The organism is Cognatundibacterium luofuense, from assembly GCF_018139685.1.
Taxonomy (GTDB): domain Bacteria; phylum Pseudomonadota; class Gammaproteobacteria; order Burkholderiales; family Burkholderiaceae_D; genus Undibacterium; species Undibacterium luofuense.
Genome location: NZ_JAGSPN010000006.1, coordinates 140,287 through 164,529 on the forward strand (window position 1 = coordinate 140,287; position 24,243 = coordinate 164,529).

General features: G+C 52.5%; 25 protein-coding genes. 21 read left to right on the forward strand and 4 right to left on the reverse strand.

What is annotated here, in order from left to right:
• The first annotated feature begins 6 nt into the window (after positions 1-6).
• From KDM89_RS09975 to KDM89_RS10025, 11 genes are all read left to right on the forward strand, one after another.
• The gene (locus tag KDM89_RS09975) at positions 7-522 is read left to right on the forward strand and encodes an LPS-assembly lipoprotein LptE (protein WP_212687786.1); all 516 of its coding nucleotides are present in this window, start codon (positions 7-9) and stop codon (positions 520-522) included.
• Position 523: 1 nt separating this feature from the next.
• Positions 524-1,543, forward strand: a complete 1,020-nt coding sequence (gene holA, locus KDM89_RS09980) for a DNA polymerase III subunit delta (protein WP_212687787.1) — start codon at positions 524-526, stop codon at positions 1,541-1,543.
• An 84-nt stretch (positions 1,544-1,627) separates the two neighbouring features.
• Positions 1,628-2,893, forward strand: a complete 1,266-nt coding sequence (locus KDM89_RS09985) for a glutamate-5-semialdehyde dehydrogenase (protein ID WP_212687788.1) — start codon at positions 1,628-1,630, stop codon at positions 2,891-2,893.
• A gap of 27 nt (positions 2,894-2,920) precedes the next feature.
• The gene (locus KDM89_RS09990; protein ID WP_212687789.1) at positions 2,921-3,349 is read left to right on the forward strand and encodes a CopD family protein; all 429 of its coding nucleotides are present in this window, start codon (positions 2,921-2,923) and stop codon (positions 3,347-3,349) included.
• A gap of 111 nt (positions 3,350-3,460) precedes the next feature.
• The gene (locus KDM89_RS09995; protein ID WP_212687790.1) at positions 3,461-4,678 is read left to right on the forward strand and encodes a THUMP domain-containing class I SAM-dependent RNA methyltransferase; all 1,218 of its coding nucleotides are present in this window, start codon (positions 3,461-3,463) and stop codon (positions 4,676-4,678) included.
• A gap of 84 nt (positions 4,679-4,762) precedes the next feature.
• The gene (locus KDM89_RS10000) at positions 4,763-6,232 is read left to right on the forward strand and encodes an NAD-dependent succinate-semialdehyde dehydrogenase (RefSeq protein ID WP_212687791.1); all 1,470 of its coding nucleotides are present in this window, start codon (positions 4,763-4,765) and stop codon (positions 6,230-6,232) included.
• 113 nt (positions 6,233-6,345) lie between these two features.
• Positions 6,346-7,548 (forward strand): multidrug effflux MFS transporter, encoded by a 1,203-nt coding sequence (locus KDM89_RS10005; protein ID WP_212687792.1) that lies wholly within the window; start codon positions 6,346-6,348, stop codon positions 7,546-7,548.
• A 364-nt stretch (positions 7,549-7,912) separates the two neighbouring features.
• Positions 7,913-8,929 carry a porin gene (locus KDM89_RS10010; protein WP_212687793.1) on the forward strand — a complete coding sequence of 339 codons (1,017 nt, stop codon included), beginning with the start codon at positions 7,913-7,915 and terminating at the stop codon, positions 8,927-8,929.
• Positions 8,930-9,059: 130 nt separating this feature from the next.
• Positions 9,060-9,503, forward strand: a complete 444-nt coding sequence (locus tag KDM89_RS10015; protein ID WP_212687794.1) for a hypothetical protein — start codon at positions 9,060-9,062, stop codon at positions 9,501-9,503.
• Between the two features lie 12 nt (positions 9,504-9,515).
• Positions 9,516-10,484: a homoserine kinase gene (locus tag KDM89_RS10020; protein ID WP_212687795.1), complete on the forward strand. Its 969-nt coding sequence runs from the start codon at positions 9,516-9,518 to the stop codon at positions 10,482-10,484.
• Positions 10,481-11,248 (forward strand): BPSS1780 family membrane protein, encoded by a 768-nt coding sequence (locus tag KDM89_RS10025; protein ID WP_212687796.1) that lies wholly within the window; start codon positions 10,481-10,483, stop codon positions 11,246-11,248. Before KDM89_RS10020 ends, KDM89_RS10025 begins: the two co-directional genes overlap by 4 nt.
• A 2-nt stretch (positions 11,249-11,250) precedes the next feature.
• Here KDM89_RS10025 and KDM89_RS10030 read toward each other — a convergent pair whose 3' ends face one another.
• Positions 11,251-11,706 carry an OsmC family protein gene (locus KDM89_RS10030; protein WP_212687797.1) on the reverse strand — a complete coding sequence of 152 codons (456 nt, stop codon included), beginning with the start codon at positions 11,704-11,706 and terminating at the stop codon, positions 11,251-11,253.
• 406 nt (positions 11,707-12,112) lie between these two features.
• Here KDM89_RS10030 and rplM point away from each other — a divergent pair, with 406 nt between their 5' ends.
• From rplM to KDM89_RS10080, 10 genes are all read left to right on the forward strand, one after another.
• On the forward strand, positions 12,113-12,541 hold the full coding sequence (gene rplM, locus KDM89_RS10035) for a 50S ribosomal protein L13 (protein WP_189357616.1): 429 nt from the start codon (positions 12,113-12,115) through the stop codon (positions 12,539-12,541).
• Positions 12,542-12,550: 9 nt separating this feature from the next.
• The gene (gene rpsI / locus KDM89_RS10040; RefSeq protein ID WP_189357617.1) at positions 12,551-12,943 is read left to right on the forward strand and encodes a 30S ribosomal protein S9; all 393 of its coding nucleotides are present in this window, start codon (positions 12,551-12,553) and stop codon (positions 12,941-12,943) included.
• A 131-nt stretch (positions 12,944-13,074) separates the two neighbouring features.
• Positions 13,075-14,112: an N-acetyl-gamma-glutamyl-phosphate reductase gene (gene argC, locus KDM89_RS10045; RefSeq protein ID WP_212687798.1), complete on the forward strand. Its 1,038-nt coding sequence runs from the start codon at positions 13,075-13,077 to the stop codon at positions 14,110-14,112.
• Positions 14,113-14,158: 46 nt separating this feature from the next.
• On the forward strand, positions 14,159-14,836 hold the full coding sequence (locus tag KDM89_RS10050) for a DUF6776 family protein (RefSeq protein WP_212687799.1): 678 nt from the start codon (positions 14,159-14,161) through the stop codon (positions 14,834-14,836).
• Between the two features lie 45 nt (positions 14,837-14,881).
• Positions 14,882-15,274, forward strand: coding sequence for a bactofilin family protein (locus tag KDM89_RS10055; RefSeq protein WP_212687800.1), 393 nt, complete (start codon positions 14,882-14,884; stop codon positions 15,272-15,274).
• Between the two features lie 51 nt (positions 15,275-15,325).
• Positions 15,326-15,676 (forward strand): iron-sulfur cluster insertion protein ErpA, encoded by a 351-nt coding sequence (erpA, locus tag KDM89_RS10060; RefSeq protein WP_189357621.1) that lies wholly within the window; start codon positions 15,326-15,328, stop codon positions 15,674-15,676.
• Positions 15,677-16,265: 589 nt separating this feature from the next.
• Positions 16,266-17,753: an FAD-linked oxidase C-terminal domain-containing protein gene (locus tag KDM89_RS10065; protein WP_438947509.1), complete on the forward strand. Its 1,488-nt coding sequence runs from the start codon at positions 16,266-16,268 to the stop codon at positions 17,751-17,753.
• 14 nt (positions 17,754-17,767) lie between these two features.
• Entirely contained in the window at positions 17,768-18,841 is a 1,074-nt protein-coding gene (gene glcE / locus KDM89_RS10070) for a glycolate oxidase subunit GlcE (protein WP_212687801.1), read from the forward strand.
• Positions 18,842-18,844: 3 nt separating this feature from the next.
• Positions 18,845-20,098 (forward strand): glycolate oxidase subunit GlcF, encoded by a 1,254-nt coding sequence (gene glcF / locus KDM89_RS10075; RefSeq protein WP_212687802.1) that lies wholly within the window; start codon positions 18,845-18,847, stop codon positions 20,096-20,098.
• Between the two features lie 253 nt (positions 20,099-20,351).
• Positions 20,352-21,386 (forward strand): hypothetical protein, encoded by a 1,035-nt coding sequence (locus tag KDM89_RS10080; protein WP_212687803.1) that lies wholly within the window; start codon positions 20,352-20,354, stop codon positions 21,384-21,386.
• A 111-nt stretch (positions 21,387-21,497) separates the two neighbouring features.
• Here the strand turns inward: KDM89_RS10080 and KDM89_RS10085 are convergent, their stop codons facing one another.
• The 3 genes from KDM89_RS10085 to KDM89_RS10095 are packed head-to-tail and all read right to left on the reverse strand — an operon-like array spanning position 21,498 to position 24,181.
• Positions 21,498-21,986, reverse strand: coding sequence for a glutathione peroxidase (locus tag KDM89_RS10085; protein WP_212687804.1), 489 nt, complete (start codon positions 21,984-21,986; stop codon positions 21,498-21,500).
• On the reverse strand, positions 21,986-23,122 hold the full coding sequence (locus tag KDM89_RS10090) for a PilT/PilU family type 4a pilus ATPase (RefSeq protein ID WP_212687805.1): 1,137 nt from the start codon (positions 23,120-23,122) through the stop codon (positions 21,986-21,988). Before KDM89_RS10090 ends, KDM89_RS10085 begins: the two co-directional genes overlap by 1 nt.
• Before the next feature lie 15 nt (positions 23,123-23,137).
• Complete coding sequence (locus tag KDM89_RS10095; RefSeq protein ID WP_212687806.1) at positions 23,138-24,181, reverse strand: type IV pilus twitching motility protein PilT; 1,044 nt, start codon at positions 24,179-24,181, stop codon at positions 23,138-23,140.
• Positions 24,182-24,243 lie beyond the last annotated feature (62 nt).

Genomic DNA, 24,243 nt, shown 5'->3' on the forward strand with positions numbered 1-24,243 from the left:
GCTCTGATGCGTCAATGGATTTCTGCACGCTGCCTGCGTTTGTTGTTGTCACTGACTGCCGCAAGTATGGTGCTGGCAGCCTGCGGTTTCCATTTACGTGAACCGGTTGCCCTGCCGTTCAGCAGTATTTACATCGGCCTGCCAGTCACTTCCCCGCTTGGTGCGGAACTGAAGCGTCAGATCCGGGCAACCAGTCCGGCGCAGATCAGTGACGCTCAGCAAAGCGCGCAAGTGGTGCTGGAAGTGCTCAGTGAAAAACGGGATAAGCAGATTCTGTCGCTGAACAGTCAGGGCCGTGTACGTGAATACAAACTGATCTATGAATTCAGTTTCCGCGTCCGCACGCCGGATGGCAAAGAGCTGATGGATACCGTGAATATTCAGCTGTCACGTACGCTGACGTTTAACGAAGCTCAGGTCAGGGCGAAAGAAGCAGAAGAAGCCCTGTTATTCCGCGATATGCAGAATGATCTGGTGCAGCAAGTTCTCAGACGCCTGAGCGTGCTGAAACCGGAAGCTTAATATGCAGTTACGCGCTGACAGCCTCGATCAGCATCTTAGCAAAGGCTTATCTGCTTTGTATGTCATTACCAGCGATGAGCATTTACTGGCAATGGAGGCAGCTGACAAAATCCGTAAGGCAGCGCGCGGACAGGGTTTTTCCGAACGCGAAGTGCTGACGGTAGAGCGCAGTTTCAAATGGGGCGCTTTGCTCGCGGCAAATCAGTCGCAGTCTTTATTCGGAGACAGAAAACTCATCGAGCTGCGCATTCCTTCCGGTAAACCCGGTAAAGACGGTGCGCAGGCACTGCAGGAATACATCGCGCATCTGTCGCCGGATAATCTGACACTGATCAGTCTGCCAAAACTGGACTGGGCAACGCAAAAGGCTGCCTGGGTCACTGCGTTGCAGCAGGCTGCGGTCTACATCGATATTCCTTTGGTGGAAAGGACGCAGTTGCCGGTTTGGCTGCAGCAGCGTCTGGCCATGCAACAGCAATCGGCGGATCGTCAGAGTCTGGAATTTATTGCAGACCGCGTCGAAGGCAACTTGCTGGCTGCGCATCAGGAAATACAAAAGCTGGCCTTACTGTATCCTTCCGGTAAGCTGAGTTTTGAACAGGTACATGACGCCGTGCTGAATGTGGCGCGCTACGATGTTTTCAAGCTCAATGAAGCCATGCTCAGCGGAGATGTCTCAAGGCTGGTACGTATGCTGGAAGGTCTGAAAGGTGAAGGCGAAGCCTTGCCGCTGGTGTTGTGGGCGGTGGCTGAAGAAATCCGGACCTTACTCAGAATTAAATCCGGACTGGTACAGGGAAAACCCTTGCCGGTACTGCTCAAAGAAAACCGGATCTGGGGGCCACGCGAACGTCTGGTTGAACCTGCGCTGCGCAGGGTGCAACTGGCAGTATTACGCGAAGCGCTTCAGGAAGCAGCTCAGATCGATAAGATGGTCAAAGGGCTGCGGGCGAAAGCATTTGCAGGCGATCCCTGGGATGCCTTGTTGCAACTCGGTCTTAAGGTGGCGCGCGCACGCTGAATCCGGTCTCTCTGACCAGCAGCGCAGTGCACAGCCCTTGTTAATCACATACTGAAGGCTGGTCGCACCAGCCACATTTGAATCATGGATATCAAAGCAAATATGCAGGCTCTCGGGCAACGTGCCCGGATCGCCTCTGCGGCGATGGCGAAGGCCAGTACTGCTGCAAAAAATCAGGCTTTGCAGGCAATCGCTCACGCTATCCGCCGTGATGCGGCAATCCTGCGTGCTGCCAATGAACAGGATCTGGCTGCTGCCAGAACAGCCGGACTGGAACCGGCGATGCTTGATCGTTTAACGTTGTCGGAGCAGGCAATTAACACCATGGCGGAAGGCCTGGAGCAAATGGTGAAACTGCCGGATCCGGTGGGTGAAATCACCGATATGAAATTCCGGCCTTCCGGTATTCAGATCGGAAAAATGCGTGTGCCTCTGGGTGTCATCGGCATCATTTACGAAGCACGGCCGAACGTGACCGTGGATGCCGCAGGGCTGTGCATCAAGAGTGGGAATGCGACGATTCTGCGTGGTGGCTCCGAAGCAATTCACTGTAACCGTGCACTGGCCAAACTGGTACGCGAAGGTTTAAGCAGTGCCGGTTTGCCTGCAGACGCAGTGCAGGTGGTGGACACAACCGACCGTGCAGCGGTTGGCGCCTTAATCACCATGCCGGAATATGTGGATGTGATTGTTCCTCGCGGTGGTAAAAGCCTGATTGCCAGACTGATGCAGGAAGCCACCGTACCGATGATTAAACATCTGGACGGCATTTGCCACGTTTATATCGACGATAAAGCGGATCTGCAAAAAGCCGTGCCTGTTGCATTCAATGCAAAATGTCATCGCTATGGCACCTGCAACACGATGGAAACCTTACTGGTGGCACGTTCGGTTGCGCCGGCTTTCCTGCCTGCAGTCGCTGCGCAGTATCAGGAAAAACAAGTCGAGCTGCGCTGTGATCCGGAAGCCGCCGCAATTCTGCAGGCGTATCCGTATCTGGCGACTGCGACCGAGGAAGACTGGCGCACGGAATATCTGGCACCGGTGCTGGCTGTTAAAATCGTCGCAGACGTGGACGAAGCGATTGCCCATATCAACCGCTACTCGTCCAAACATACGGAATCGATCATCACGGAAGATTACACCCGTGCCATGCAATTCCTGCGCGAAGTGGATTCTTCATCGGTGATGGTGAATGCATCGACGCGCTTTGCCGATGGTTTTGAATACGGGCTGGGTGCGGAAATCGGTATTTCGAACGATAAATTGCATGCGCGTGGCCCGGTCGGTCTGGAAGGTCTGACTTCACAGAAATACGTGGTGTTCGGCTCCGGTCAGATTCGTCAGTAAGTTTGAATACTCATCAGGAGTGCATGCATGTTGTATTTATGGGTTAAGACATTTCATCTGTTATTCGTCATTTCCTGGTTTGCAGGGCTGTTTTATCTGCCGCGGATTTTTGTGAATCTGGCGATGGAGCATGAACCTGCGGTGGTGCAGCGCTTATTGCTGATGGCACGTAAGTTGTACCGCTTTATGACGATACTGGCCGTGCCCGCTTTGATACTCGGTCTGACCTTGTGGCTGGGTTTCGGTGTAGGGCGCGGGCCGGGCAACGGCTGGATGCATGCCAAACTGACTTGTGTGATTTTGCTGATCGGCTATCACCATGCCTGCGGCAGTTTGCTGAAAAAATTTGAAGCCGGTCAGAATCAGCGTTCCCATGTCTGGTTCCGCTGGTTTAATGAAGTACCTGTCATCATGATGCTGATTGTATTAATCATGGTGGTGGTGAAGCCGTTTTAACGGTGTTGTTGAAGCTGGACTATTTTGAAATCCGGCTGACATTTTGATACGAATGTCGTGCAAGGTGTCTGACCGGAATGTTTTTTACTGAGGAAAAAGGGAGCCCCTGAGATGCAATATTCTTATTTTTGTCCATGCCCGCGCGGTCTGGAAGCTGCACTGGCAGAAGAGCTGCAGGAAATCGCTGCAATGAGTCGTACCATGAGCGTCCACAATCAGGTGCCGGGTGGTGTGCACTGTTCCGGCGCGATGGAGGACGGCTGGCGTATTAATTTATATTCACGTATTGCTTCGCGCGTTCTGTTGCGTATGGCAAATACAAGTTACGCCAACGAAAATGATATTTATGATCTGGTTCTTGGCACGAAGTGGGAAGACTGGTTTGGTATTGATCGCACGATTCGTGTCGACGTGACTGCTGTGAAGTCTCCGCTGAAAAGCCTGGAATTCGTTACGCTGAAAATTAAAGACGGTGTTTGTGACCGCTTCCGCGATATGTACAACCAGCGTCCGTCTGTGAATACCCGTAATCCGGATATTCGTATTGCAGGTTTTCTGGATGCGCGCAGCTTTACCTTGTATCTGGATTTGTCCGGTGAGCCACTATTTAAACGTGGCTGGCGTATGGAAACAGGTGATGCACCTTTGCGTGAAAATCTGGCAGCAGGTCTGATCCGTACTTCGGGCTGGAAACCGGGCGTGCCTTTGCTGGATCCGATGTGCGGTTCCGGAACGATACTGGTAGAAGCCGCACAAATGATTGCCGGTATTCCACCGGGTTACAACCGTAGTTTTGCATTTGAAAAACTGAATCAGTTTAATAAGAATGCATGGCAGGCAATTAAATCGGCGGTGAAACTGAATACTGTGACAGATGCAAAACTGTTCGGCAGTGATATTTCCGGCGACATGCTGGTCATGGCGAGAAACAATCTGCGCAATGCAGGAATTCCGTTTGAGGTTCCGCTGAAACAGATCGAGGCGCAGGAAGTGAAACCACTGGTTGAAGGTCCGGGCGTTGTGCTGACGAATCCTCCGTACGGCGAACGTATCGGTGTGCGTGGTAACAGCCAGCTGGATTCCGATGAAATGGCCAATGCATTTTTCACTGCATTCAGCCGTACACTGAAACAACGTTTCGCTGGCTGGACGGTATTTTTATTTACCGCAGATCTTGGCGTTCCTAAATTACTGCGCTTAAAAGAATCACGCAAAACGCCGTTTTTTAATGGTGCGCTTGAGTGCCGTTTGTTCCGCTTTGATATGGTGGCGGGCTTTAATCGCCGTGAACAGGCGAAGCCACAGTCGGCCGGCGATCGGGCAGAGTAATTCGCGTAACGGCCGGCATGTTTCCGGCCGTTGTTGTATCTGATAACACTCAACGAATACGGTGATTGTGCCGGGGATAACGAAATGGATTTACTGAAAAAGCTACATGATCCTTCTTTGCTGAAAACAGGTTTGATGATTGCCGGTGAGTGGCATGACAAAACAGAAGTCACGCCGGTTATAAATCCCGCCAGCGGCGATGTAATCGCACATGTCAGCCAGTCTCAAGAGGCGGATGTGGAGCATGCCATTTCAACGGCCAGCAAGGCATTTCCAGCGTGGTCTGCAATGACAGGTAAGGAGCGTGCCTCTGTTCTGCGTCGCTGGTTTGATCTTGTGATTGCAAATGCGGACGATCTGGCGCTGATCATGACAACCGAACAAGGTAAACCACTGGCAGAGGCGCGGGCTGAAGTGGTGTACGGGGCTAGTTTTCTGGAATGGTTTGCAGAAGAGGCTAAGCGCGTCAGCGGTGATGTGATGTCATCTACATGGCGCGATAAGCGTACACTGGTACTCAAGCAGCCGATTGGCGTATGCGCTGCAATCACACCGTGGAATTTTCCGGTTGCGATGATTACCCGTAAAGTGGCTCCTGCCATTGCAGCAGGTTGTACGATCGTAGTGAAACCCGCCGAGCAGACACCGCTTTCAGCTCTGGCAATTGCAGAGCTGGCACAACGTGCAGGTTTGCCTGCCGGGGTCCTGAACGTGTTACCTGCAGATAGCCAGCGCTCAGTTGCAATCGGCAAAGTACTTTGCGACAGTCCGGTCGTACGCCATTTGTCGTTTACCGGTTCTACTCCGGTCGGCAAGATTCTGATGCGTCAGTCCGCATCTACGGTAAAAAAACTGGCACTGGAACTTGGTGGTCACGCGCCGTTTATTGTGTTCGATGATGCTGATCTGGATGCAGCGGTAGAGGGAGCTGTGCAATCCAAATACCGGAATGCCGGACAGACTTGTGTTTGTACGAACCGGTTTTACGTTCAGGATGGTATTTACGATGCATTTACGGAGCGCTTTGCGGAAGCCGTCAAACGTATCCGTGTCGGCGATGGTATCGCTCCCGAAACACAGCAAGGACCTGTCATTGATGAGCAGGCGATGCAAAAAATTGAGTCTCATGTTAGTGACGCAATTGCGAAGGGGGGACGGTTGCTCGCGGGTGGACGCCGGATACAAGCTGATACTTTGTTCTTCGAACCAACCGTGATCGCCGATGTCCCAGAACATGCACTGATTATGTCGGAGGAAACATTCGGTCCGGTGGCGGCAATCGCCCGTTTTACCGATGAACAGCAAGCCGTGGTGGCCGCGAACGATACGGATTCCGGATTGGCAGCCTACTTTTTTACCCGCGATATGGCGCGGATCTGGCGAGTGGGAGAACAACTGGAGTACGGCATGGTCGGCATCAATACCGGCCTGATGTCGAATGAAGTTGCCCCATTTGGCGGTGTCAAGCAATCAGGGCTCGGTCGAGAAGGTTCATCCTATGGTATGGATGAGTATCTCGAGATGAAATACCTTTGCATCGGTGGCATACGCTGAAACCCGGAATGCTGACATATGAAAGGCGGAATTTCCGCCTTTTGTTTTTTATGTCCTGATCAGGTGCTGAGTCGGCAAAACCGTTATGCCGGAAATTTTGATTAAGTAAATTTATGCGTCATCACCTTTCTCTTCCTTATCCCGCACTGGCAACCTTGCTGGCTGCTTTGTCGATGCTTGGACCTTTTGCCATCGACACGTACCTGCCGGCTTTTCCTGCTATTCAGGCAAGCTTACTCGCCCACGAGCTTGAAGTGCAGCAAACGCTCAGTGCGTATATGCTGGCTTTTGCTGTCATGACTTTATGGCACGGCGCTTTGTCCGATTCGTTCGGGCGTCGCAAGGTTATTCTGATCGCACTACTCGTGTTTGCTGCAGCAAGTTTTGGTTGTGCCGGAGCTGTCAGCATTCACTACTTATGGGGGTTCCGGATTTTACAGGGCATTTCTGCGGGTGCCGGGATGGTAGTGGGCAGAGCAATTATCCGCGACCTTTATCATGGCCCGGAAGCAGAGCGTCTGCTCTCGCTTGTGACCATGATTTTTTCGATTGCGCCCGCAATTGCTCCGGTTTTGGGTGGCTGGATTGTTGAGATATGGAGCTGGCGCGCGATATTTTTGTTTTTGTGCTTATTTGCCGTATTGCTGTGGATGGCCTGCTATCGCTGGCTTCCGGAAACCTTGCCCCAGCATAAACGGCAGGAATTCAGTGCCGCATTTTTGTGGAAAAGTTACCGGACAGTTTTTTCGTCAGGGCGTTTTTATCTGAAGTCAGGTACTGTGGCACTGAATTTTGGCGGTCTGTTTTTATACATTTCTTCTGCGCCGGTATTTTTGATTCAGCATCTTCATCTGACCTCGTCTCAGTTTGCCTGGCAGTTTGTGCCTACTGTTGGAGGGATATTTTTAGGGGCACTCGCAGCTAACCGACTTGCTGGTAAATGGAATATCTGGAAACAAGTCAGAACTGGTTTTGTGTTTATGATCGCGGCGGCAGGGATGAATGTGCTTTACCACGCGTTTCTTCCTCCGGCGTTACCATGGTCTGTCAGTCCTTTACTGTTCTATTCTTTTGGTATGTCTCTGGTGGCACCGGGTGCAACTTTGCTGGCGCTGGACATGTTTCCTGAAATTCGCGGTGTTGTTGCATCGTGTCAATCTGCATCATCCACACTGATCAGTGCACTGATTGCGGGCCTGATGTCTCCTTTATTGAGCCATTCGGTACTGTATCTTGCGCTCGGCCAATTAGTTTGCTGCTGCGTAAGCGCTTGCCTCTGGTCTGCGATAAGATATATCCCGAAGCAAAAGAACTGATTTCGCAAAAAGGAATTTTGTGCAGTGATCAGGCCGGGGTCTTGAAATTGAGTGGGACTGTCCCCAAATCATGATGCTGTGCAGCATAGGCGAAAAATGCCTATAATGTCACCTTAGGTTGCGATCAGGGCTGTATTTGCAGCTGACTGAAGCCTGAAAGGTGTTTGCTTATTGCAACGCATTCAGGTTACTTCGTTGAAGTAGCGGTTTGAATTCATCAAACAGTCATTTTCAGCAGGTAATGTGGCGTTTGACGTTGAATCAATTTGGTTCACAGCTGTAAAAAGAACCTGCAACTTTCTTTTTTGTGAAATCAGATCTCCTCTGTGCACAAAAATTAACTTTATCTTAGGATATTAGACAAATGAAAAAATCGATCCTCGCGCTCTCTCTGCTGGGTGCATTCTCCGGCGCAGCTTTTGCTCAATCTTCCGTAACTATCTACGGTATCGCTGATATCGGCGTTCAAGGCACCAGCGCTGGCCTGGGCAAAACTGCTAAAGTCACAAGTGGTCAGGAAGCCGGTTCCCGTCTGGGTTTCAAAGGTACTGAAGATCTGGGTGGCGGTCTGAAAGCTAACTTCGTTCTGGAGCAAGGTGTTCTGATTGATACAGGTGCATCCGATCAAGGTGGTCGCACTTTCGGTCGTACAACTCTGGTTGGCCTGTCTGGCGATTTCGGTTCCGTAAATCTGGGTCGTGACAAAACAACAACTCTGAAATTCTTCGACAAGCACGACCCGTTTGCATCCGCACTGGTTAACAATGGTTCCGGCACACGTGCTCTGTACTTCGTTGCTGGTAAAACAGCACAAGATACAACTGGCCGTGTAAGCAATGCGATTTTCTACAACACTCCGGATCTGAGTGGCTTCACTGCAAACGTTTCTTACGGCGCAGGTGAAGTGACTGCTGACAACTCTGCTAACCGCTCTGTTGGTCTGACAGCTGGTTACAAAGTTGATGCACTGGAAGTTGGTTACAACTACGCAAAAGACAATGTTGTTGGTAACGCAATTTCCGCGAACACCGTTGCTGCTTCTTATGACTTCGGCGTTGCAAAACCAGTATTCATCTTCCAAAAACAAAAAGATGACAAAGGTCTGGATCGTAAGATCTACACTCTGGCAGTTGCTGCTCCAGTAACTGCAACTGGTAAAGTACTGGCAGGTTTCACAAAACTGTCTGACTCTGCTGCTGCAAGCGATGTTAAACAATTCAATATCGGTTACGTACATGGTCTGTCCAAACGTACAGATCTGTACGCAGCATACGCGTACTCCAAACAAGACGACAAAGCAACTATCGTTAGCTCCCTGTTTGGCGGCGTAGCAGGTGCGAAAGTGCACGAATTGACAGCAGGTATCCAGCACCGTTTCTAATCGGTTGCCCGATCTGTTGATTGAAAAAGAGCAGCGTTTCGCTGCTCTTTTTTTATTTTCAGTCAGAAATATATGTTCTGACGCAGGTTTGTTACAATCAAACCATTGAGTTGATAACGTAGAAAAAATCATGAAAGCTGTTTATCTGGCCGGTTTTATTGCAACTCTGTGTCTGAGTACTCAGGTCATTGCACAAACTTCTGCATCTGCGGTAAAAGCCGATGCGCCGCCACCACCACGTATAGAGAAACTGGAGGAAGGTCCTTCGGTCAAGCCGGAGAAAAATCCTTCCTTTGGCAAGCAAGAAAATAAGAAGATAACCGAGAAGCGTAACAACGCTGGCAAGGTCACTGAAGTTGAGGTCAAAACGGGTAGCACGAGCTACACACTGAAAGCCGATCCTGAAGTGGGAAATGCGCCCGCCGGAACTGTGCAGGGACAGGGAAATCGTCCTGCTCAGTGGAAAATACTCGAATTCGGTGGCAAGCCTGCGCGTCCTGCTGATGTGAAGGAAGTAGCGCCACCTGCACCTGCTGCCAAGCCGGCAACTGCCAGCCAGACGCAAACAAAATAATCAGAGGTAAGAATGGCAGTATTTACATCCGTCTCGCTGGATGATTTACAGGAATGGATCAAACAGTTTCCCGTGGGGCAGGTCAGTGCAGTTCGCGGAATTTCATCCGGAATTGAAAACAGTAATTTCTTTATTACCACTGACAGTGGCGAGTTTGTTCTGACCATTTTCGAAAATCTGGGTTTCGAGCAACTGCCGTTTTATCTGAAACTGATGAAGCACCTTGCCAGTCGCGGTGTACTGGTACCTGATCCTGTGAGTAATCAGCATGGTGATCTGGTGACCGCGCTGCACGGAAAACCGGCGGCAATTGTCAGTAAGCTGGAAGGCAGCTCCCAGATGTCACCACTGCCTGTGCATTGCGCAGAAGTGGGGGCGATGTTGGCCAAAATGCATCTGGCTGCATCCGACTTTTCTATCCGTCAGAAAAATCTTCGTGCAGCGGAATGGCGTCACGCGACCGTTCCTGAAGTATTGCCGTTTCTGGATGCAGACAGGCAACGTTTGCTGAAAGCGGAAGTGCATTTTCAGGATGCACTGGAAGCCTCTCCGCTGTACCGAAGTTTGCCGAACGGGCCTGTTCATGCCGATTTGTTTCGTAATAACGTCATGTTTGACGGTGAACGGCTGACTGGTTTTTTTGATTTTTATTTTGCCGGTTGTGATACCTGGATTTTTGATGTTGCCGTGACCGTCAACGACTGGTGTATTGATCTGGAGAGTGGTGCGCTGGATGAGGCACGTACACTCGCTTTGCTGAATGCGTATCACTCTGTCCGTCCGTTCACCGAGCCGGAATCGCTGGTCTGGCAGGCTATGCTGAGGGCGGGAGCGCTCCGGTTCTGGCTATCCCGTTTATATGATTTCTATATGCCGCGCGAAGCTGAAATCCTGACGCCGCATGATCCCGGTCACTTTGAACGTATTCTGCGTTTGCGTGAAACCGGACCGGTTCCACCTTTACCTTATTTTTCTGCATGAAAGTACTATCCGCAAGCGCAGGCTGGCACTGGTTTTCTGAAGCAATCAAGCTTTTCCGCCAGCAGCCATCGCAATTGATTTCACTGTTCTTCCTGTACATTCTGGCGATGGTCGTACTGAGTATTCCGCCTTATATCGGGCCGGTATTACCTTTGCTGCTGACACCGGTCTTTAATATGGGCTTTATGGAAGCAGCACATCAGACAGCGAAAGGACAAAAAGTCACGCCGCACACGCTGATCACCGGATTCTATTCACCGGCGCTGCGTCGCCTGACAACGCTCGGCGCGATGTACGGCATTTCGCTGATGTTCGCGTTATGGATTGCTACCTTGCCGGGTGAAAACGGCTGGGAAATGGTCCTGACAGCGCAGGATAAAGTTGATCCGGCATTGCTGGATAAGCAGGAGTTACTGACTGGTACGCTGTGGGGAATGGTGGCGATGTTACCTGTGCTGATGCTGACCTGGTATGCCGCGCCACTGGTGATGTGGAAAAATCTGCCTCTGATTAAGGCGATGTATTTCAGTTTTTACGCGACTTCGCGAAACTGGCGGGCTTTTCTGGTGTACGGAGTCTGTCTTGCGATGTTTGCCGGATTGTTGCCGGTGATGCTGATTGAAGTGCTGATGCTGATATTCGGAAAGTCCGCAGTGATTGCTTTCCTTATTTTACCGTTGCTTGCTTTAATCACCTGCATCCGTTACCTGACCTATTACCCGAGCTACACCGATTTGTTCGGGCAGCCCGGTGCAGAAAACTGAAATCAGCCCTGTTGTTCGTGAGCGGATGGCAGAGTCAGATCATCAATAATTTCAAAGCTGTGTGTCATGCTGGCAGTTTTTGCCAGCATGATCGAAGCAGAGCAGTATTTTTCGTGTGACAGTTTAACGGCACGTTCTACCGTAGCCTCTTTCAGATTGCGCCCACGCACCGTGAAGTGGAAATGAATCTTGGTGAAGACTTTCGGCTCTGTTTCTGCACGTTGCGCAGTCAGCTTCACATCGCAGCCGCGCACATCCTGTTTGCCGCGCTGCAATATCAGCACCACGTCATAGGCGGTACAGCCGCCGGTTCCCAGTAATACCATTTCCATCGGGCGCGGGCCCAGATTTTTGCCGCCGCCTTCCGGAGCGCCATCCATAATAACTGCATGGCCTGAGCCGGTTTCTGCAATAAAAGACATGCCGCCGTTACCGGTCCAGCGTACTGTAGTTTCCATGTTGACCTCATTAATAAAATTTCGTTTGCAGGCAATCATATCCTAATCCGCAGGATTTAGAGGAAGTCCTCCTTTCTCGCGGCGCATTTTATCTTGCGCTGCACAATAGGATTGTCTATTATTGACTCGTGAGTTAGTTACTGATGTGACTGACTTTGCAGTTGTCTCCTCCACCTACTCCTTTGGTGGATTCAGGCCTGAAGCACAGACTTCAGGCTTTTTTTTGCCTGCGGCATTTGCCCGTCAAAATATTCTGCCTAAAAATTAAACAGTTCTTGCACTAAGTCTTTGAAAACCCTATAATTTCCGATTCCCGATCCGCCCGAACGGGAAATATAAGGGAGAGTCTGCAGGAAGTGATGCAGAACCACCACAATAGGGCTTATTTATTTGATTAGGATTCAACATGAAAACCTTTTCCGCTAAGGGCCATGAGGTTCAGCGTGACTGGTTCGTGATTGACGCGACAGACAAAGTACTCGGACGTGTTGCCAGCGAAGTAGCACTCCGTCTGCGTGGTAAACACAAGCCAGAATTTACTCCACACGTCGACACCGGTGATTTCATCGTTGTTGTTAACGCAGCTAAACTGCGCGTGACTGGCACTAAAGCACAGAACAAAACATACTACCGTCACACTGGTTACCCAGGCGGTATCTATGAAACCAGCTTCCAGAAAATGCAACAACGCTTCCCAGGCCGTGCTCTGGAAAAAGCAGTTAAAGGCATGTTGCCAAAAGGCCCACTCGGCTACGCAATGATCAAGAAGCTGAAAGTGTATGCTGATGCAACTCATCCGCATGCTGCACAGCAACCTAAAGTTCTCGAAATCTAAGGATAAGCCATGATCGGTAACTACAACTACGGTACTGGCCGTCGTAAGAGCGCGGTAGCGCGTGTATTCCTGAAAGCTGGCAGTGGCAAGATCGTTGTTAACGGCAAACCAGCCAATGAATACTTTTCTCGTGTAACAGGTCTGATGGTTATTCGTCAACCTCTGGAACTGACCGGCAATATCGAAAAATTCGATATCATGGTTAACGTTCACGGTGGTGGTGAATCCGGTCAAGCTGGTGCCGTTCGTCACGGTATCACACGTGCCCTGATCGACTACGATGCAGCGCTGAAACCAGAACTGTCCAAAGCAGGTTTCGTCACCCGCGATGCACGTGAAGTTGAGCGTAAAAAAGTTGGTCTGCGCAAAGCACGTCGCGCAAAACAATTCTCCAAGCGTTAATTTATTTCCGCTTGTGGTACAAAAAAGCCGCCTTTTCAGGCGGCTTTTTTTATCGGCTTTTTTCCGGCGCTGGATTGTCTGTCACAGACTGCTGTTAGAATAAAGCACATTGTTTCTTGCAAGGAAAACCCATGATTAAAGTTGGTATTGTTGGTGGAACCGGTTACACCGGCGTTGAATTGCTGCGTATTCTGGCGCTGCATCCTGAAGTACAACTGACGGCCATTACGTCGCGTAAAGAAGACGGCGTGAAAGTCGCTGATATGTATCCGTCGCTGCGCGGCAAAGTGGATCTGGCGTTTTCTGCGCCGGACAAGGCAAATCTGACGGAATGCGATGTCGTATTCTTTGCGACGCCGCATGGTGTGGCCATGGCGCAGGCGCAGGAATTGCTCGCCGCCGGGGTGAAAGTGATTGATCTGGCGGCTGATTTCCGCCTCAAAGATGTTGCGCAGTTTGAAAAATGGTACGGCATTCCGCATACCTGTCACGATGTACTGGAAGAAGCCGTGTATGGTTTGCCGGAACTGAACCGCGCTGCGATCCGCAATGCGCGTGTGATCGGTAATCCGGGTTGCTATCCGACCACCATGCAGATTGGCTATGCGCCGCTGCTGCGCGCCGGTCTGATCGAAGCCGACAGCCTGATCGCCGACTGCAAATCCGGTGTGTCCGGTGCCGGTCGAAAAGCGGAAATCGGTATTCTGTTCTCTGAAGCCAGTGACACCATGAAAGCTTATGGCGTGTCTGCGCACCGCCATACACCGGAAACCGTGGAGCAACTGCAGAAACTGACGACGGAACCTGTCAGCCTGCAATTCACGCCGCATCTGATTCCGATGATACGCGGCATGCATTCCACGCTGTATGCACGTCTGAAAACGGATATCAGTAACGAAGCGCTGCAGCAATTGTTTGAAGATGCGTATAAAGACGAGGAGTTTATCGATGTGATGCCATTCGGCAGCCATCCTGAAACCCGTTCAGTCCGTGCATCCAATATGCTGCGTCTGGCGCTGCATCGTCCTGGCAATGGCAAGAATGTGATTGTGCTGGTGGTACAGGATAATCTGGTCAAAGGTGCGTCAGGTCAGGCAGTGCAATGTATGAACCTGATGTTTGGTTTGCCTGAGCAAACCGGTCTGCAGCACGTACCGGTACTGCCATAACATGCGCCGCAGCCGCTTCCTCCAACGGCGTTATCTGGCGCCGAAAATGACGATTACCCACGAGCGTCACTGGGCGGTCAAATGGGCGGTGGTTGCTGCTGCAGTTGCAGCGGCAGCGGCACTGGCTGGCTGGACTTACCATCTGGGGCAGCGTTACGCAGCCGGTGGCGCTGCGCTGGAGGAAGTCGGTGAGTTGCGCGAACAGCGTGATCAGTTACTGGCGGAACGCGATAAGCTGCAGCGTGCTGCCAGTACGGTCGACAGCAAATCCACCATCGAAAAATCGGTGCAGAAAGAGCTAACTGAGCAGATCCGCACACTGACCGCTGAAAACCAGAAGCTGAAAGACGATTTGTCGTTCTTTGAAGGACTGGCGCAAGCCGGCACCCGTGCAGATGGTATTTCGCTGCCGAATGTGAAGCTGGAAACGCCGGTGCCGGGGCAATTGCGCTATCGGGCGCTGGTGGTGCAGGGGGCAAAAGCGAACAATGATTTCTCGGGGGAAATCCAGTTTTCGCTGAATTTGGTGCAGGGCGGAAAACCTGTTACGATCACTTTCCCCGATTCTAAAAACCCGGAAACGCCACCGCTGAAACTGACTTTCCGTCATTACCAGCGGGTTGAGGGCAGCATCCCGCTGCCCGAAGGCAGCGTGCTGAAATCAGCGCAGATCCGGATTCTGGAACGCGGCCAGCAACGCGCGCAGCAAACCGTCAGTTTCTGACAGTGATGCGCCGGCAGGCCGATTAACCAATATTTTGGAGAAGCAATGTTCAGTCGCAAATCTAAACGTAACACGATAGACAGCCTGATCGGCACCGGTATCCGTATCGAAGGCGATCTGCATTTTCAGGGTGGCCTGCGTATTGATGGCCGCGTCTGCGGTAATGTGATTGCAGATCCTTCCCAGCCTAGTATGCTGATTATTTCCGAGCAGGCCGTGGTGGAAGGTGAAGTCCGTGCCGCGCATCTGATTGTGAACGGCGTGATTCAGGGCCCGGTGATTTCCACCGAATTGCTGGAATTGCAGCCAAAAGCGCGGATTGCCGGTGATGTGCATTACAAAGCATTGGAAATGCTCAGTGGTGCGCTGGTCTCCGGTACCTTAACCCATGACGAGGAAGAAGAGCCGGTGCTGAAACTGGCGGCCTCGAATGCATAGTCCGGTGAGCAGGTCTATAATGGCGTTATTCACCGAAAACAGGAGTTTGAAATGAGCGAAGTAGCAGAAATGCCGGCACCGATTAACTTCACTGAAAGTGCGGCAGCCAAGGTAGCGCAACTGATTGAAGAAGAAGGCAATCCTGATCTGAAACTGCGCGTTTTCGTGCAGGGTGGCGGTTGTTCCGGCTTCCAGTATGGTTTCACATTCGATGAAATCACCAATGAAGACGACACCACCATGACCAAAAACGGCGTGCAATTGCTGATCGATTCCATGAGCTATCAGTATCTGGTCGGCGCAGAAATCGATTACAAAGATGATCTGGAAGGCGCACAGTTCGTGATCAAGAACCCGAATGCAACCACCACTTGCGGTTGCGGTTCTTCGTTCTCTGTGTAATTCAGACAGCTTCCGCTGCACACAACAGCCCGGTTCGCCGGGCTGTTTGCTTTTTGGCGGTAATGAAAGTCTGCTGCCGCAATCAAGAGGCGTTTATCGCAAAATCGCAAAGCATTGTCGGTGGCCGCAACCAGATTGCGCAGACGAGAGGCAGGCCATACAACGCTCAGGCAAAGGCAAAACCAGCTTTCCCGCAGTCCGCTTCCGGCAACGGATCTGCACCTGCTATTGTGCAGGTATCCGCATCTGGTATTTCCGGAGAACCGGACTTTCTGCCGGCGACCGCCGGATCGTTGTGCTGAACACCGCATTTAGGGCTGTAAAAGGCATTTTCAGGGCTTTCACAGTGCCTGAGCGCTTTGATAACGTATGGACAGCGCATTGACCGCACTCAGCCCGCGCTGGTACGCATGATGACGCAGGCGCAGTTGTTGTTTATTGCGCTTGAAAACTATTCAATTCGATCCGGATAAACAATTCATCTCAGGCTGTTGATTCCCCGATACACTGTTTTCATTCCAGACAGCACAGACAGCGCCCGGCGGGGATGCGTGATGCTGTTGATTTTCTGCGATGGTGTGAGGAGACGATGGCAGAGCACAATATGAATCCGGTCGCGACAGCCGACCGGAAAACCCTGGTCCGGGCGCTGGCGCAAGTCTTGCCAGCCCATGCGCTGTTGCACAGCGAAGAAGAAATCCGGCCTTATGAATGTGATGGGCTGACCGCTTACCGGCAATTGCCGCTGCTGGTCTGTTTGCCGGAAAACGAAGCGCAGATTCTGGCGATATTGCAGATTTGCCGGCGCTTTAACGTACCGGTAGTGCCGCGCGGTGCAGGGACGGGTTTGTCCGGCGGCGCGATGCCGATGGCGCAGGGCATCGTCTTATCCACCGCTAAACTGAACCGGATTCTGACGATTGATGCGAATGCCAGAACTGCACAAGTGCAGCCCGGCGTGCGTAATCTGGCGATTTCCGATGCGGTGGCACCACACGGTTTGTATTACGCGCCCGATCCCTCATCCCAGATTGCCTGCACCATCGGTGGCAATGTCGCCGAAAACTCCGGCGGTGTGCACTGCCTGAAATACGGCCTGACGCTGCATAACGTGCTGCGCGTGCGTTTGCTGACGATGGAAGGCGAAGTCCTGGAAGTCGGCAGTGAAGCGCTGGATAGTCCCGGTTTTGATTTGCTGCCGCTGGTGATCGGTTCGGAAGGCATGCTCGGCATCGTCACCGAAGTCACGGTGAAACTGGTGCCGAAGCCGCAACTGGCGCGCGTGATCATGGCATCGTTTGATGATGTGGTACAGGGCGCGCAGGCAGTGGCGGACGTGATTGCCGCCGGCATTATTCCTGCCGGTCTGGAAATGATGGATCAGACATCGTCGCAAATGGTGGAGCCTTTTGTGCAGGCTGGTTATGACACGGCGGCTGCAGCGATTCTGCTGTGCGAATCGGATGGCACACCGGCGGAAGTGGAAGAAGAAATCGCCCGCATGAGCGCTGTGCTGCGCAACGCCGGTGCACGCCGGATTGCGGTATCCGCGACCGAAGATGAGCGACTGCGTTTCTGGTCTGGCCGTAAAAATGCATTTCCGGCCGCCGGACGGATTTCACCGGATTATTACTGCATGGATGGCACGATTCCGCGCAAACGCCTCGGCGAAGTGCTGCTCGGTATTGCTGCGATGGAAAAAACCTACGGCCTGCGTTGCGCCAATGTCTTCCATGCTGGCGACGGGAATCTGCATCCGCTGATTATGTTTGATGCGAACCAGCCGGGTGAGTTTGAACGCGCCGAACAATTCGGTGCGGCGATTCTGGAATTGTGTGTGGAAGTCGGCGGCACGATTACCGGTGAACACGGTGTCGGTATCGAAAAAATTCAATCCATGTGTGTGCAGTTCACACGCAGCGAACTGGATACTTTTTTTGCCGTGAAACGCGCGTTTGATCCGGCCATGTTGCTGAATCCGGATAAAGCGATTCCAACCCTGCACCGCTGCGCCGAATACGGTCGCCTGCATGTCCGTCAGGGTCAGTTGCGTTTCCCTGAACTGCCCCGTTTCTGAGGATGATTCCGCACATGACGCAAACCACTCAACAATTTTCTGCACTGGCAGAACAGATACGCGATGCGGCAGCGCGCCGTCAGCCACTGGCAATTCGTGGCGGGAATTCGAAAGCCTGGTATGGCCGCGCCGTCGATGGTGAAACACTGGACATGCGCCCGTGGCAAGGCGTACTGGCCTATGATCCGACTGAACTGGTGATTACTGCCTGCGCCGGTACGCCTTTGCGCGATATTGAAGCGCTGCTGGCAGAACATGGTCAGATGCTGGCGTTTGAGCCACCGCATTTTTCTGAACACAGTACCGTTGGTGGCACGATCGCCGCCGGACTGGCCGGGCCGCGTCGTCCGTATGCCGGATCGGTGCGCGATTTCGTGCTCGGTGCAGGCATCATCGACGGGCAGGGACAAATGCTGGAATTCGGCGGGCAGGTGATGAAAAACGTCGCTGGCTACGATGTATCGCGCGTGCTGGCCGGTTCGCTCGGTTGTCTGGGCGTAATCACTCATGCATCGCTGAAAGTGTTGCCGCGTCCGTTTGCCGAAGAAAGTCGCGTGCTGATGCTGAGCGAAACCGATGCGCTGCGCACTGTCAGTCAGTGGTGCGGACGCGCCTTGCCGGTCAGTGCTGCCAGCTGGCATATGGGACGCCTGATCGTGCGTTTCTCCGGTGCAGAAGCAGCGGTGCGCGAAGCCGTGCGTCACAGCGGTGGCGAAGAATTGCGTGATGCGGGCAGCTGGTGGCGTTCGCTGCGCGATCAAAGCCACGCCTACTTTCAGGAAGACAGCAACCATATTCTGTGGCGCTTATCGCTGCCAGCCACCGCACCGGCGCTGGCGCTGAATGGCAAAACCCTGTGGGAGTGGGGCGGGGCGCAACGCTGGCTGCGTTCGGAAGAATCTGCCGGCAAAATACGCGAAGTCTGCGCAGTTGCAGGTGGTCATGCCACCGCATTCCGTGGCGCGGCTGCCGGTGATGAAGTGTTCAGTCCTTTGTCCCCCGCACTGATGCAGGTACACCAGCGTCTGAAACAGGCACTGGACCCGCAGCGTATTCTGAATCCCGGTCGTCTGTATAAGGAGCTCTGAGTCATGCAAACCAATTTGCTGGCCTCGTTACTGGCCACCCGCGAAGGGCGTGAAGCAGACGAGATTTTGCGTAAATGTGTGCATTGCGGTTTTTGTACCGCCACCTGTCCGACCTATCAGGTTACCGGCGATGAACTGGACGGTCCGCGCGGCCGGATTTATCTGATCAAGCAAGTGCTGGAAGGCAAAATGCCGACCGAAGCGACGCAAACCCATCTGGACCGTTGCCTGACTTGCCGCAACTGCGAAAGCACTTGCCCGTCCGGCGTGCATTACAGCCGCTTGCTGGATATAGGCCGTCATATCGTCGAGCAGCGTGTCGGGCGTTCACCGGCGCAGCAATTGCTGCGTAAAACTCTGCAAACCGGCCTGACGCGCCAGTGGCTGTTCCGTCCGGCTTACCGCACCGGCATGTTACTGCGCCCGCTGCTGCCAGCCGGATTGCGCAATAAACTGCGACCTGCCGCCACGCAGACAACGGGTAGCGCACAAGCGGCGCGTACCCATCAGCGCAGCATGTTGCTGCTGGATGGTTGCGTGCAGCCGGTGATGTCGCCGGAAATCAATGCCGCTGCCGTGCGTTTGCTGGATAAGCTCGGCGTGCAACTGGTGACCGCGCCGAAGGCCGGTTGCTGCGGCGCGATTCATCATCATTTGAATGCAACCGAAGCCGCGCTGCAGGATATGCGTAATAACATCGATGCTTGGTGGCCGCTGATTGAAGCCGGTGCCGAAGCGATTGTGATGACCGCGTCCGGTTGCGGTGTCACCGTGCGTGATTATGGCTATATGCTGCAGGATGATCCGGCTTATGCTGCCAAAGCACGTCAGGTATCGGCACTGTGCAAAGACATCAGCGAAGTGCTGGAAGGTTTCGCCGACGATCTGATCAAACTCGCACCTGCTGCAGCGGATCAGGAAAAAATCCTGTTCCATCCGCCGTGTACCCTGCAGCATGGCCAGAAGATCCGTGGCAAAGTCGAACGCCTGCTGGCGCAGCACGGCATTCAGGTCAGTCTGTGTGCCGACAGCCATTTGTGCTGCGGATCTGCCGGTACGTATTCGATCCTGCAATCCTCGCTGGCGCAAACCCTGCGTGACCGCAAACTAAGCGCCTTGCAGGCCACCACGCCGGACCGCATCGTTTCCGCCAATATCGGTTGTATCGCCCATTTGCAATCGGGAACGGAAACACCGGTAGAACACTGGATCGTCCTGCTGGAACGCCGCCTGTCTGCCGCCACCAGCGCTGGCTGATCGCTGTCTCCGCATCATCAGCCCACGGGGACTGTGCAGAATGCCGCATCCGGCATTTTGCAAGCCCCGGACTTTCTGCCGACGACCGCCGGATCGCTATGCAGAACTCCGCAAAACAGGGGTTTTCATGCTTTCCGGCAGCGTCCTGCAGAGCCGCAAGCTGACTTTACTGTTTGCTCCATCCTTGAGTTTTTATTTTGTTAATGTTGTAATCGGGAATTGTTATTCATTCGGAATGATTTGACGCTGTTGCGTGGATGATTTTTCTGCAGAAATGCCAGTGTCGCACTCCGGCAAAACACCAGCATCACCAAAACTCGATATGCGCGTAAAACAAATAGCGATCTTTGTAGCGGTAGCCGCCATTGGTGGCATGCTGGCGTACTTGTACCCAACCGACGGACAGGAACGACATCCGGTAAAGCTGATCAGCACCGGTAGTACGCCGCCGTTACCTGAAGCGCATCCCGCCACGCAACCTGTCAGTTCGCCCGCGCAGCCAGCGGAAGATGGCATGGCACAAATGTTCGCCAAGACCAGAAATATGCGGGCTTTTGTCGAGTACGCAAAACAGCATCCGGAAAAGGGCGGCTACGCCTATGCGATGAAGGGTTTGCAAAAGTGCTATAACGCCAAACAGCTTACCGATGCACTTCCCAACCTGCCCTTTGATCAGATTTTCCCTTCAGAGGCATATGCTGCCAGACAGAAGGCATTTACTTATCTGCAAAATCTGTGTCAGGGGTTATCAAAAAGTGACTTCGACAGAGGTGTTGGAAGGTCATTGCGAGAAGAAGGTCTGAAAAAAAACGATCCTGTTGTCAAAATCATGACGATCGCATCGGGCATTTCATCAAGAAACGATCCCGAAGGGGCGTTAAGAGCAAAAAATCAGATTTTGCAGGCGATATTTACTTCCTATGATCCTATTCTGATCGGCGACTATGGCATTCGCGGGAACGCTATCGAGAATGATATGAAGAGTATTCTTTTTCTCAACGGAAAAAGTTACCTCTTTGCTTCAGAGGATGGGCAGATCATGTTCCGAGCATGGCGCCTGGCAGCCTGTGAGCTGGGCGGCGATTGTTCTGCAACCAACGAATACGTTGTAATGGCATGCATTATGGCTGCACATTGCCATCAGAATCTGGCAGATCTGATTAAAGATGAATTGGAGGATCTCGGCGATAAAGACGGCCAGTGGTTTCAGCGTGCGGTCATGTATGCCAGACAAATCGTCGATGCCATCCGGCGCGGGGATCTGCAGGCATTCCGGCCACCGGCCTGAATCACTTGGATGGTGCATTTCTGTTCTGACCCGGCGCGAGAAAACAAAAAAGCGGCTGAGCGCCGCTTTCTCTTTCTTAATTACTGAGCATTTTCCGCAGACAACGTAGGTTCAGATACCCAGCCCGAGTAATTCACGGACTGCGCTTTCCAGTTCTTCCGGTTTGGCTTGCGGTGCGTAGCGACGTACGACTTTGCCGTGGCGGTCGATCAGGAATTTGGTGAAATTCCATTTGATCGCTTCCGTTCCCAGCAAGCCCGGCGCAGCCGATTTTAATTGCTGATAAAACGGATGAGCGGCTTTACCGTTTACCTCAATTTTTTCAAACAGTGGAAAGCTGACGCCGAAGCGCAGTTCGCAGAACTGGGCGATTTCTGTAGCTTCGCCCGGTTCCTGATGGCCGAACTGATTGCAAGGGAAACCCAGCACCACCAGTCCCTGATCGCGGTAAGTCTGGTACAGGCGTTCCAGACCTTCGTATTGCGGTGTAAAACCGCAGCGGCTGGCAGTATTGACCACCAGCACGACTTTTCCTGCATATTGTTTTAAATCGACCGGACGACCCTGCAGGTCGTTGACGGTGAAATCCAGCGTTTGCATCAGACAATTCCCAGATGTTGTGTGCCGGCGCTCAGATCACGCGATTTTGCTTCTTTACCGTTGAGCATGATTGCCAGACGCAGTTCATTAACAGAATCCGCATTACGTAATGCGTCTTCGTAGGTAATTTTATCCTGTTCGTGCAAATCGAACAGCGCCTGGTCAAAAGTCTGCATGCCAAGCTCACGCGACTTCTTCATGATCTCTTTGATTTCATGCACCTGACCTTTGAAAATCAGGTCGGAAATCAGCGGACTGTTGAGCATGATTTCCACTGCGGCAACACGACCTTTACGGCCTTTCAGCGGAATCAGACGCTGAGAAATCACACCTTTTAAGTTCAGCGATAAGTCCATCAGCAATTGCGCACGGCGTTCTTCCGGGAAGAAGTTGATGATACGGTCCAGCGCCTGATTCGAGCTGTTCGCATGCAGCGTCGCCAGACACAAGTGACCGGTTTCAGCAAACGCAATCGCGAAGTCCATGGTTTCACGATCGCGAATTTCACCGATCTGAATCACGTCCGGTGCCTGACGCAGCGAGTTTTTCAGTGCCGTGCCCCAGTCTTCAGTATCAATGCCGACTTCACGCTGAGTGACGATGCAATTGCCGTGCGGGTGCACATATTCAATCGGATCTTCAATTGTGATGATGTGACCAAAGCTGTTCATGTTACGGAAGCCCACCATCGCTGCCAGTGTGGTGGATTTACCGGAGCCGGTCGCACCGACCATGATCACCAGACCGCGCTTGGTCATGGCCACGTCCTTCAGACCTTCCGGCAAACCCAGATCTTCGAATTTCGGAATGGCAGTGGTAATCGTCCGCAAGACCATACCGACGCGGCCTTGCTGCATAAATGCAGAAACGCGGAAACGTCCCATGCCAGCGGGATTAATCGCGAAGTTACATTCTTTGGATGCTTCAAATTCGGCGGCCTGCTTATCATTCATAATCGCACGCGCCAGATCAATCGTATGCGCCGGTGTCAGCGGCTGATTCGATACCGGCGTGACTTTGCCATCGATTTTGAAGGCGGGTGGGAAGTCTGCTGTGATGAATAAGTCTGAACCGTTTTTGTTCAGCATCAGTCGCAGCAGGTCGTGCATGAATTTGGTGGCCTGATCGCGTTCCATGTTTTACTCCTGTCCTTAACCCGGGAAGTTTTCCGGGATTTTTGCGGCGGCACGGGCAGTGCCGACAGCGATCACATTGCGGCGTACCAGATCGGTCAGATTCTGATCCAGTGTCTGCATGCCAACGTTATTGCCGGTCTGAATCGCAGAATACATCTGCGCAATTTTCGCTTCACGAATCAGGTTACGGATCGCTGGTGTACCGATCATGATTTCATGCGCTGCCACACGGCCGCTGCCATCTTTGGTTTTCATCAGGGTTTGCGAAATGACGGCTTGCAGCGATTCCGACAACATCGCGCGTACCATTTCTTTTTCTTCTGCCGGGAACACGTCGACGATACGGTCAATGGTTTTTGCAGCAGAGGAAGTATGCAAGGTACCGAACACCAAGTGACCGGTTTCAGCAGCGGTCAGCGCCAGACGGATGGTTTCCAGGTCACGCAACTCACCGACCAGAATCGCATCAGGATCTTCACGCAGTGCAGAGCGCAGCGCATTGTTGAACGACATCGTGTGCGGGCCGACTTCACGCTGGTTAATCAGACATTTTTTGGATTCGTGCACAAATTCGATCGGGTCTTCCACAGTCAGAATGTGACCGTACTCATTTTCATTGAGGTGGTTGATCATCGCCGCCAGTGTGGTGGATTTACCGGAACCGGTAGGGCCGGTCACCAGTACCAGACCACGCGGTTTCAGCGCCAGATCCGCAAAAATCTTTGGCGTGTTCAGTTGTTCCAGCGTCAGGATTTTGGATGGAATCGTACGCATAACCGCTGCCGGGCCACGTTCCTGATTAAATGCATTCACACGGAAACGGGCGAGGCCGGGAATTGCAAACGAGAAATCGCATTCCAGTGTTTCTTCGTAAGTTTTGCGCTGGCCATCATTCATGATGTCATAGATCAGACTGTGCACATCCTTGTGTTCCAGCGGTGGCAGATTAATACGGCGCACATCGCCGTGCACACGTATCATCGGCGGCAGCCCGGACGATAAGTGCAGATCGGATGCATTGTTCTTGACCGAGAATGCGAGCAGTTCAGAGATGTCCATTTATAATTCCGGGAAGATAAGTAAAGTGCAGGCAAACCAATTTGCGCAGACTGCGCAGAACT

What these genes read in the sequence shown, in the direction of transcription:
- KDM89_RS09975 (WP_212687786.1), top strand. Translation starts at nt 7, where the DNA reads ATGCGTCAATGGATTTCTGCACGCTGCCTGCGTTTGTTGTTGTCACTG.
- holA (WP_212687787.1), top strand. Translation starts at nt 524, where the DNA reads ATGCAGTTACGCGCTGACAGCCTCGATCAGCATCTTAGCAAAGGCTTA.
- KDM89_RS09985 (WP_212687788.1), top strand. Translation starts at nt 1,628, where the DNA reads ATGGATATCAAAGCAAATATGCAGGCTCTCGGGCAACGTGCCCGGATC.
- KDM89_RS09990 (WP_212687789.1), top strand. Translation starts at nt 2,921, where the DNA reads ATGTTGTATTTATGGGTTAAGACATTTCATCTGTTATTCGTCATTTCC.
- KDM89_RS09995 (WP_212687790.1), top strand. Translation starts at nt 3,461, where the DNA reads ATGCAATATTCTTATTTTTGTCCATGCCCGCGCGGTCTGGAAGCTGCA.
- KDM89_RS10000 (WP_212687791.1), top strand. Translation starts at nt 4,763, where the DNA reads ATGGATTTACTGAAAAAGCTACATGATCCTTCTTTGCTGAAAACAGGT.
- KDM89_RS10005 (WP_212687792.1), top strand. Translation starts at nt 6,346, where the DNA reads ATGCGTCATCACCTTTCTCTTCCTTATCCCGCACTGGCAACCTTGCTG.
- KDM89_RS10010 (WP_212687793.1), top strand. Translation starts at nt 7,913, where the DNA reads ATGAAAAAATCGATCCTCGCGCTCTCTCTGCTGGGTGCATTCTCCGGC.
- KDM89_RS10015 (WP_212687794.1), top strand. Translation starts at nt 9,060, where the DNA reads ATGAAAGCTGTTTATCTGGCCGGTTTTATTGCAACTCTGTGTCTGAGT.
- KDM89_RS10020 (WP_212687795.1), top strand. Translation starts at nt 9,516, where the DNA reads ATGGCAGTATTTACATCCGTCTCGCTGGATGATTTACAGGAATGGATC.
- KDM89_RS10025 (WP_212687796.1), top strand. Translation starts at nt 10,481, where the DNA reads ATGAAAGTACTATCCGCAAGCGCAGGCTGGCACTGGTTTTCTGAAGCA.
- KDM89_RS10030 (WP_212687797.1), bottom strand. Translation starts at nt 11,706, where the DNA reads ATGGAAACTACAGTACGCTGGACCGGTAACGGCGGCATGTCTTTTATT.
- rplM (WP_189357616.1), top strand. Translation starts at nt 12,113, where the DNA reads ATGAAAACCTTTTCCGCTAAGGGCCATGAGGTTCAGCGTGACTGGTTC.
- rpsI (WP_189357617.1), top strand. Translation starts at nt 12,551, where the DNA reads ATGATCGGTAACTACAACTACGGTACTGGCCGTCGTAAGAGCGCGGTA.
- argC (WP_212687798.1), top strand. Translation starts at nt 13,075, where the DNA reads ATGATTAAAGTTGGTATTGTTGGTGGAACCGGTTACACCGGCGTTGAA.
- KDM89_RS10050 (WP_212687799.1), top strand. Translation starts at nt 14,159, where the DNA reads ATGACGATTACCCACGAGCGTCACTGGGCGGTCAAATGGGCGGTGGTT.
- KDM89_RS10055 (WP_212687800.1), top strand. Translation starts at nt 14,882, where the DNA reads ATGTTCAGTCGCAAATCTAAACGTAACACGATAGACAGCCTGATCGGC.
- erpA (WP_189357621.1), top strand. Translation starts at nt 15,326, where the DNA reads ATGAGCGAAGTAGCAGAAATGCCGGCACCGATTAACTTCACTGAAAGT.
- KDM89_RS10065 (WP_438947509.1), top strand. Translation starts at nt 16,266, where the DNA reads ATGGCAGAGCACAATATGAATCCGGTCGCGACAGCCGACCGGAAAACC.
- glcE (WP_212687801.1), top strand. Translation starts at nt 17,768, where the DNA reads ATGACGCAAACCACTCAACAATTTTCTGCACTGGCAGAACAGATACGC.
- glcF (WP_212687802.1), top strand. Translation starts at nt 18,845, where the DNA reads ATGCAAACCAATTTGCTGGCCTCGTTACTGGCCACCCGCGAAGGGCGT.
- KDM89_RS10085 (WP_212687804.1), bottom strand. Translation starts at nt 21,986, where the DNA reads ATGCAAACGCTGGATTTCACCGTCAACGACCTGCAGGGTCGTCCGGTC.
- KDM89_RS10090 (WP_212687805.1), bottom strand. Translation starts at nt 23,122, where the DNA reads ATGGAACGCGATCAGGCCACCAAATTCATGCACGACCTGCTGCGACTG.
- KDM89_RS10095 (WP_212687806.1), bottom strand. Translation starts at nt 24,181, where the DNA reads ATGGACATCTCTGAACTGCTCGCATTCTCGGTCAAGAACAATGCATCC.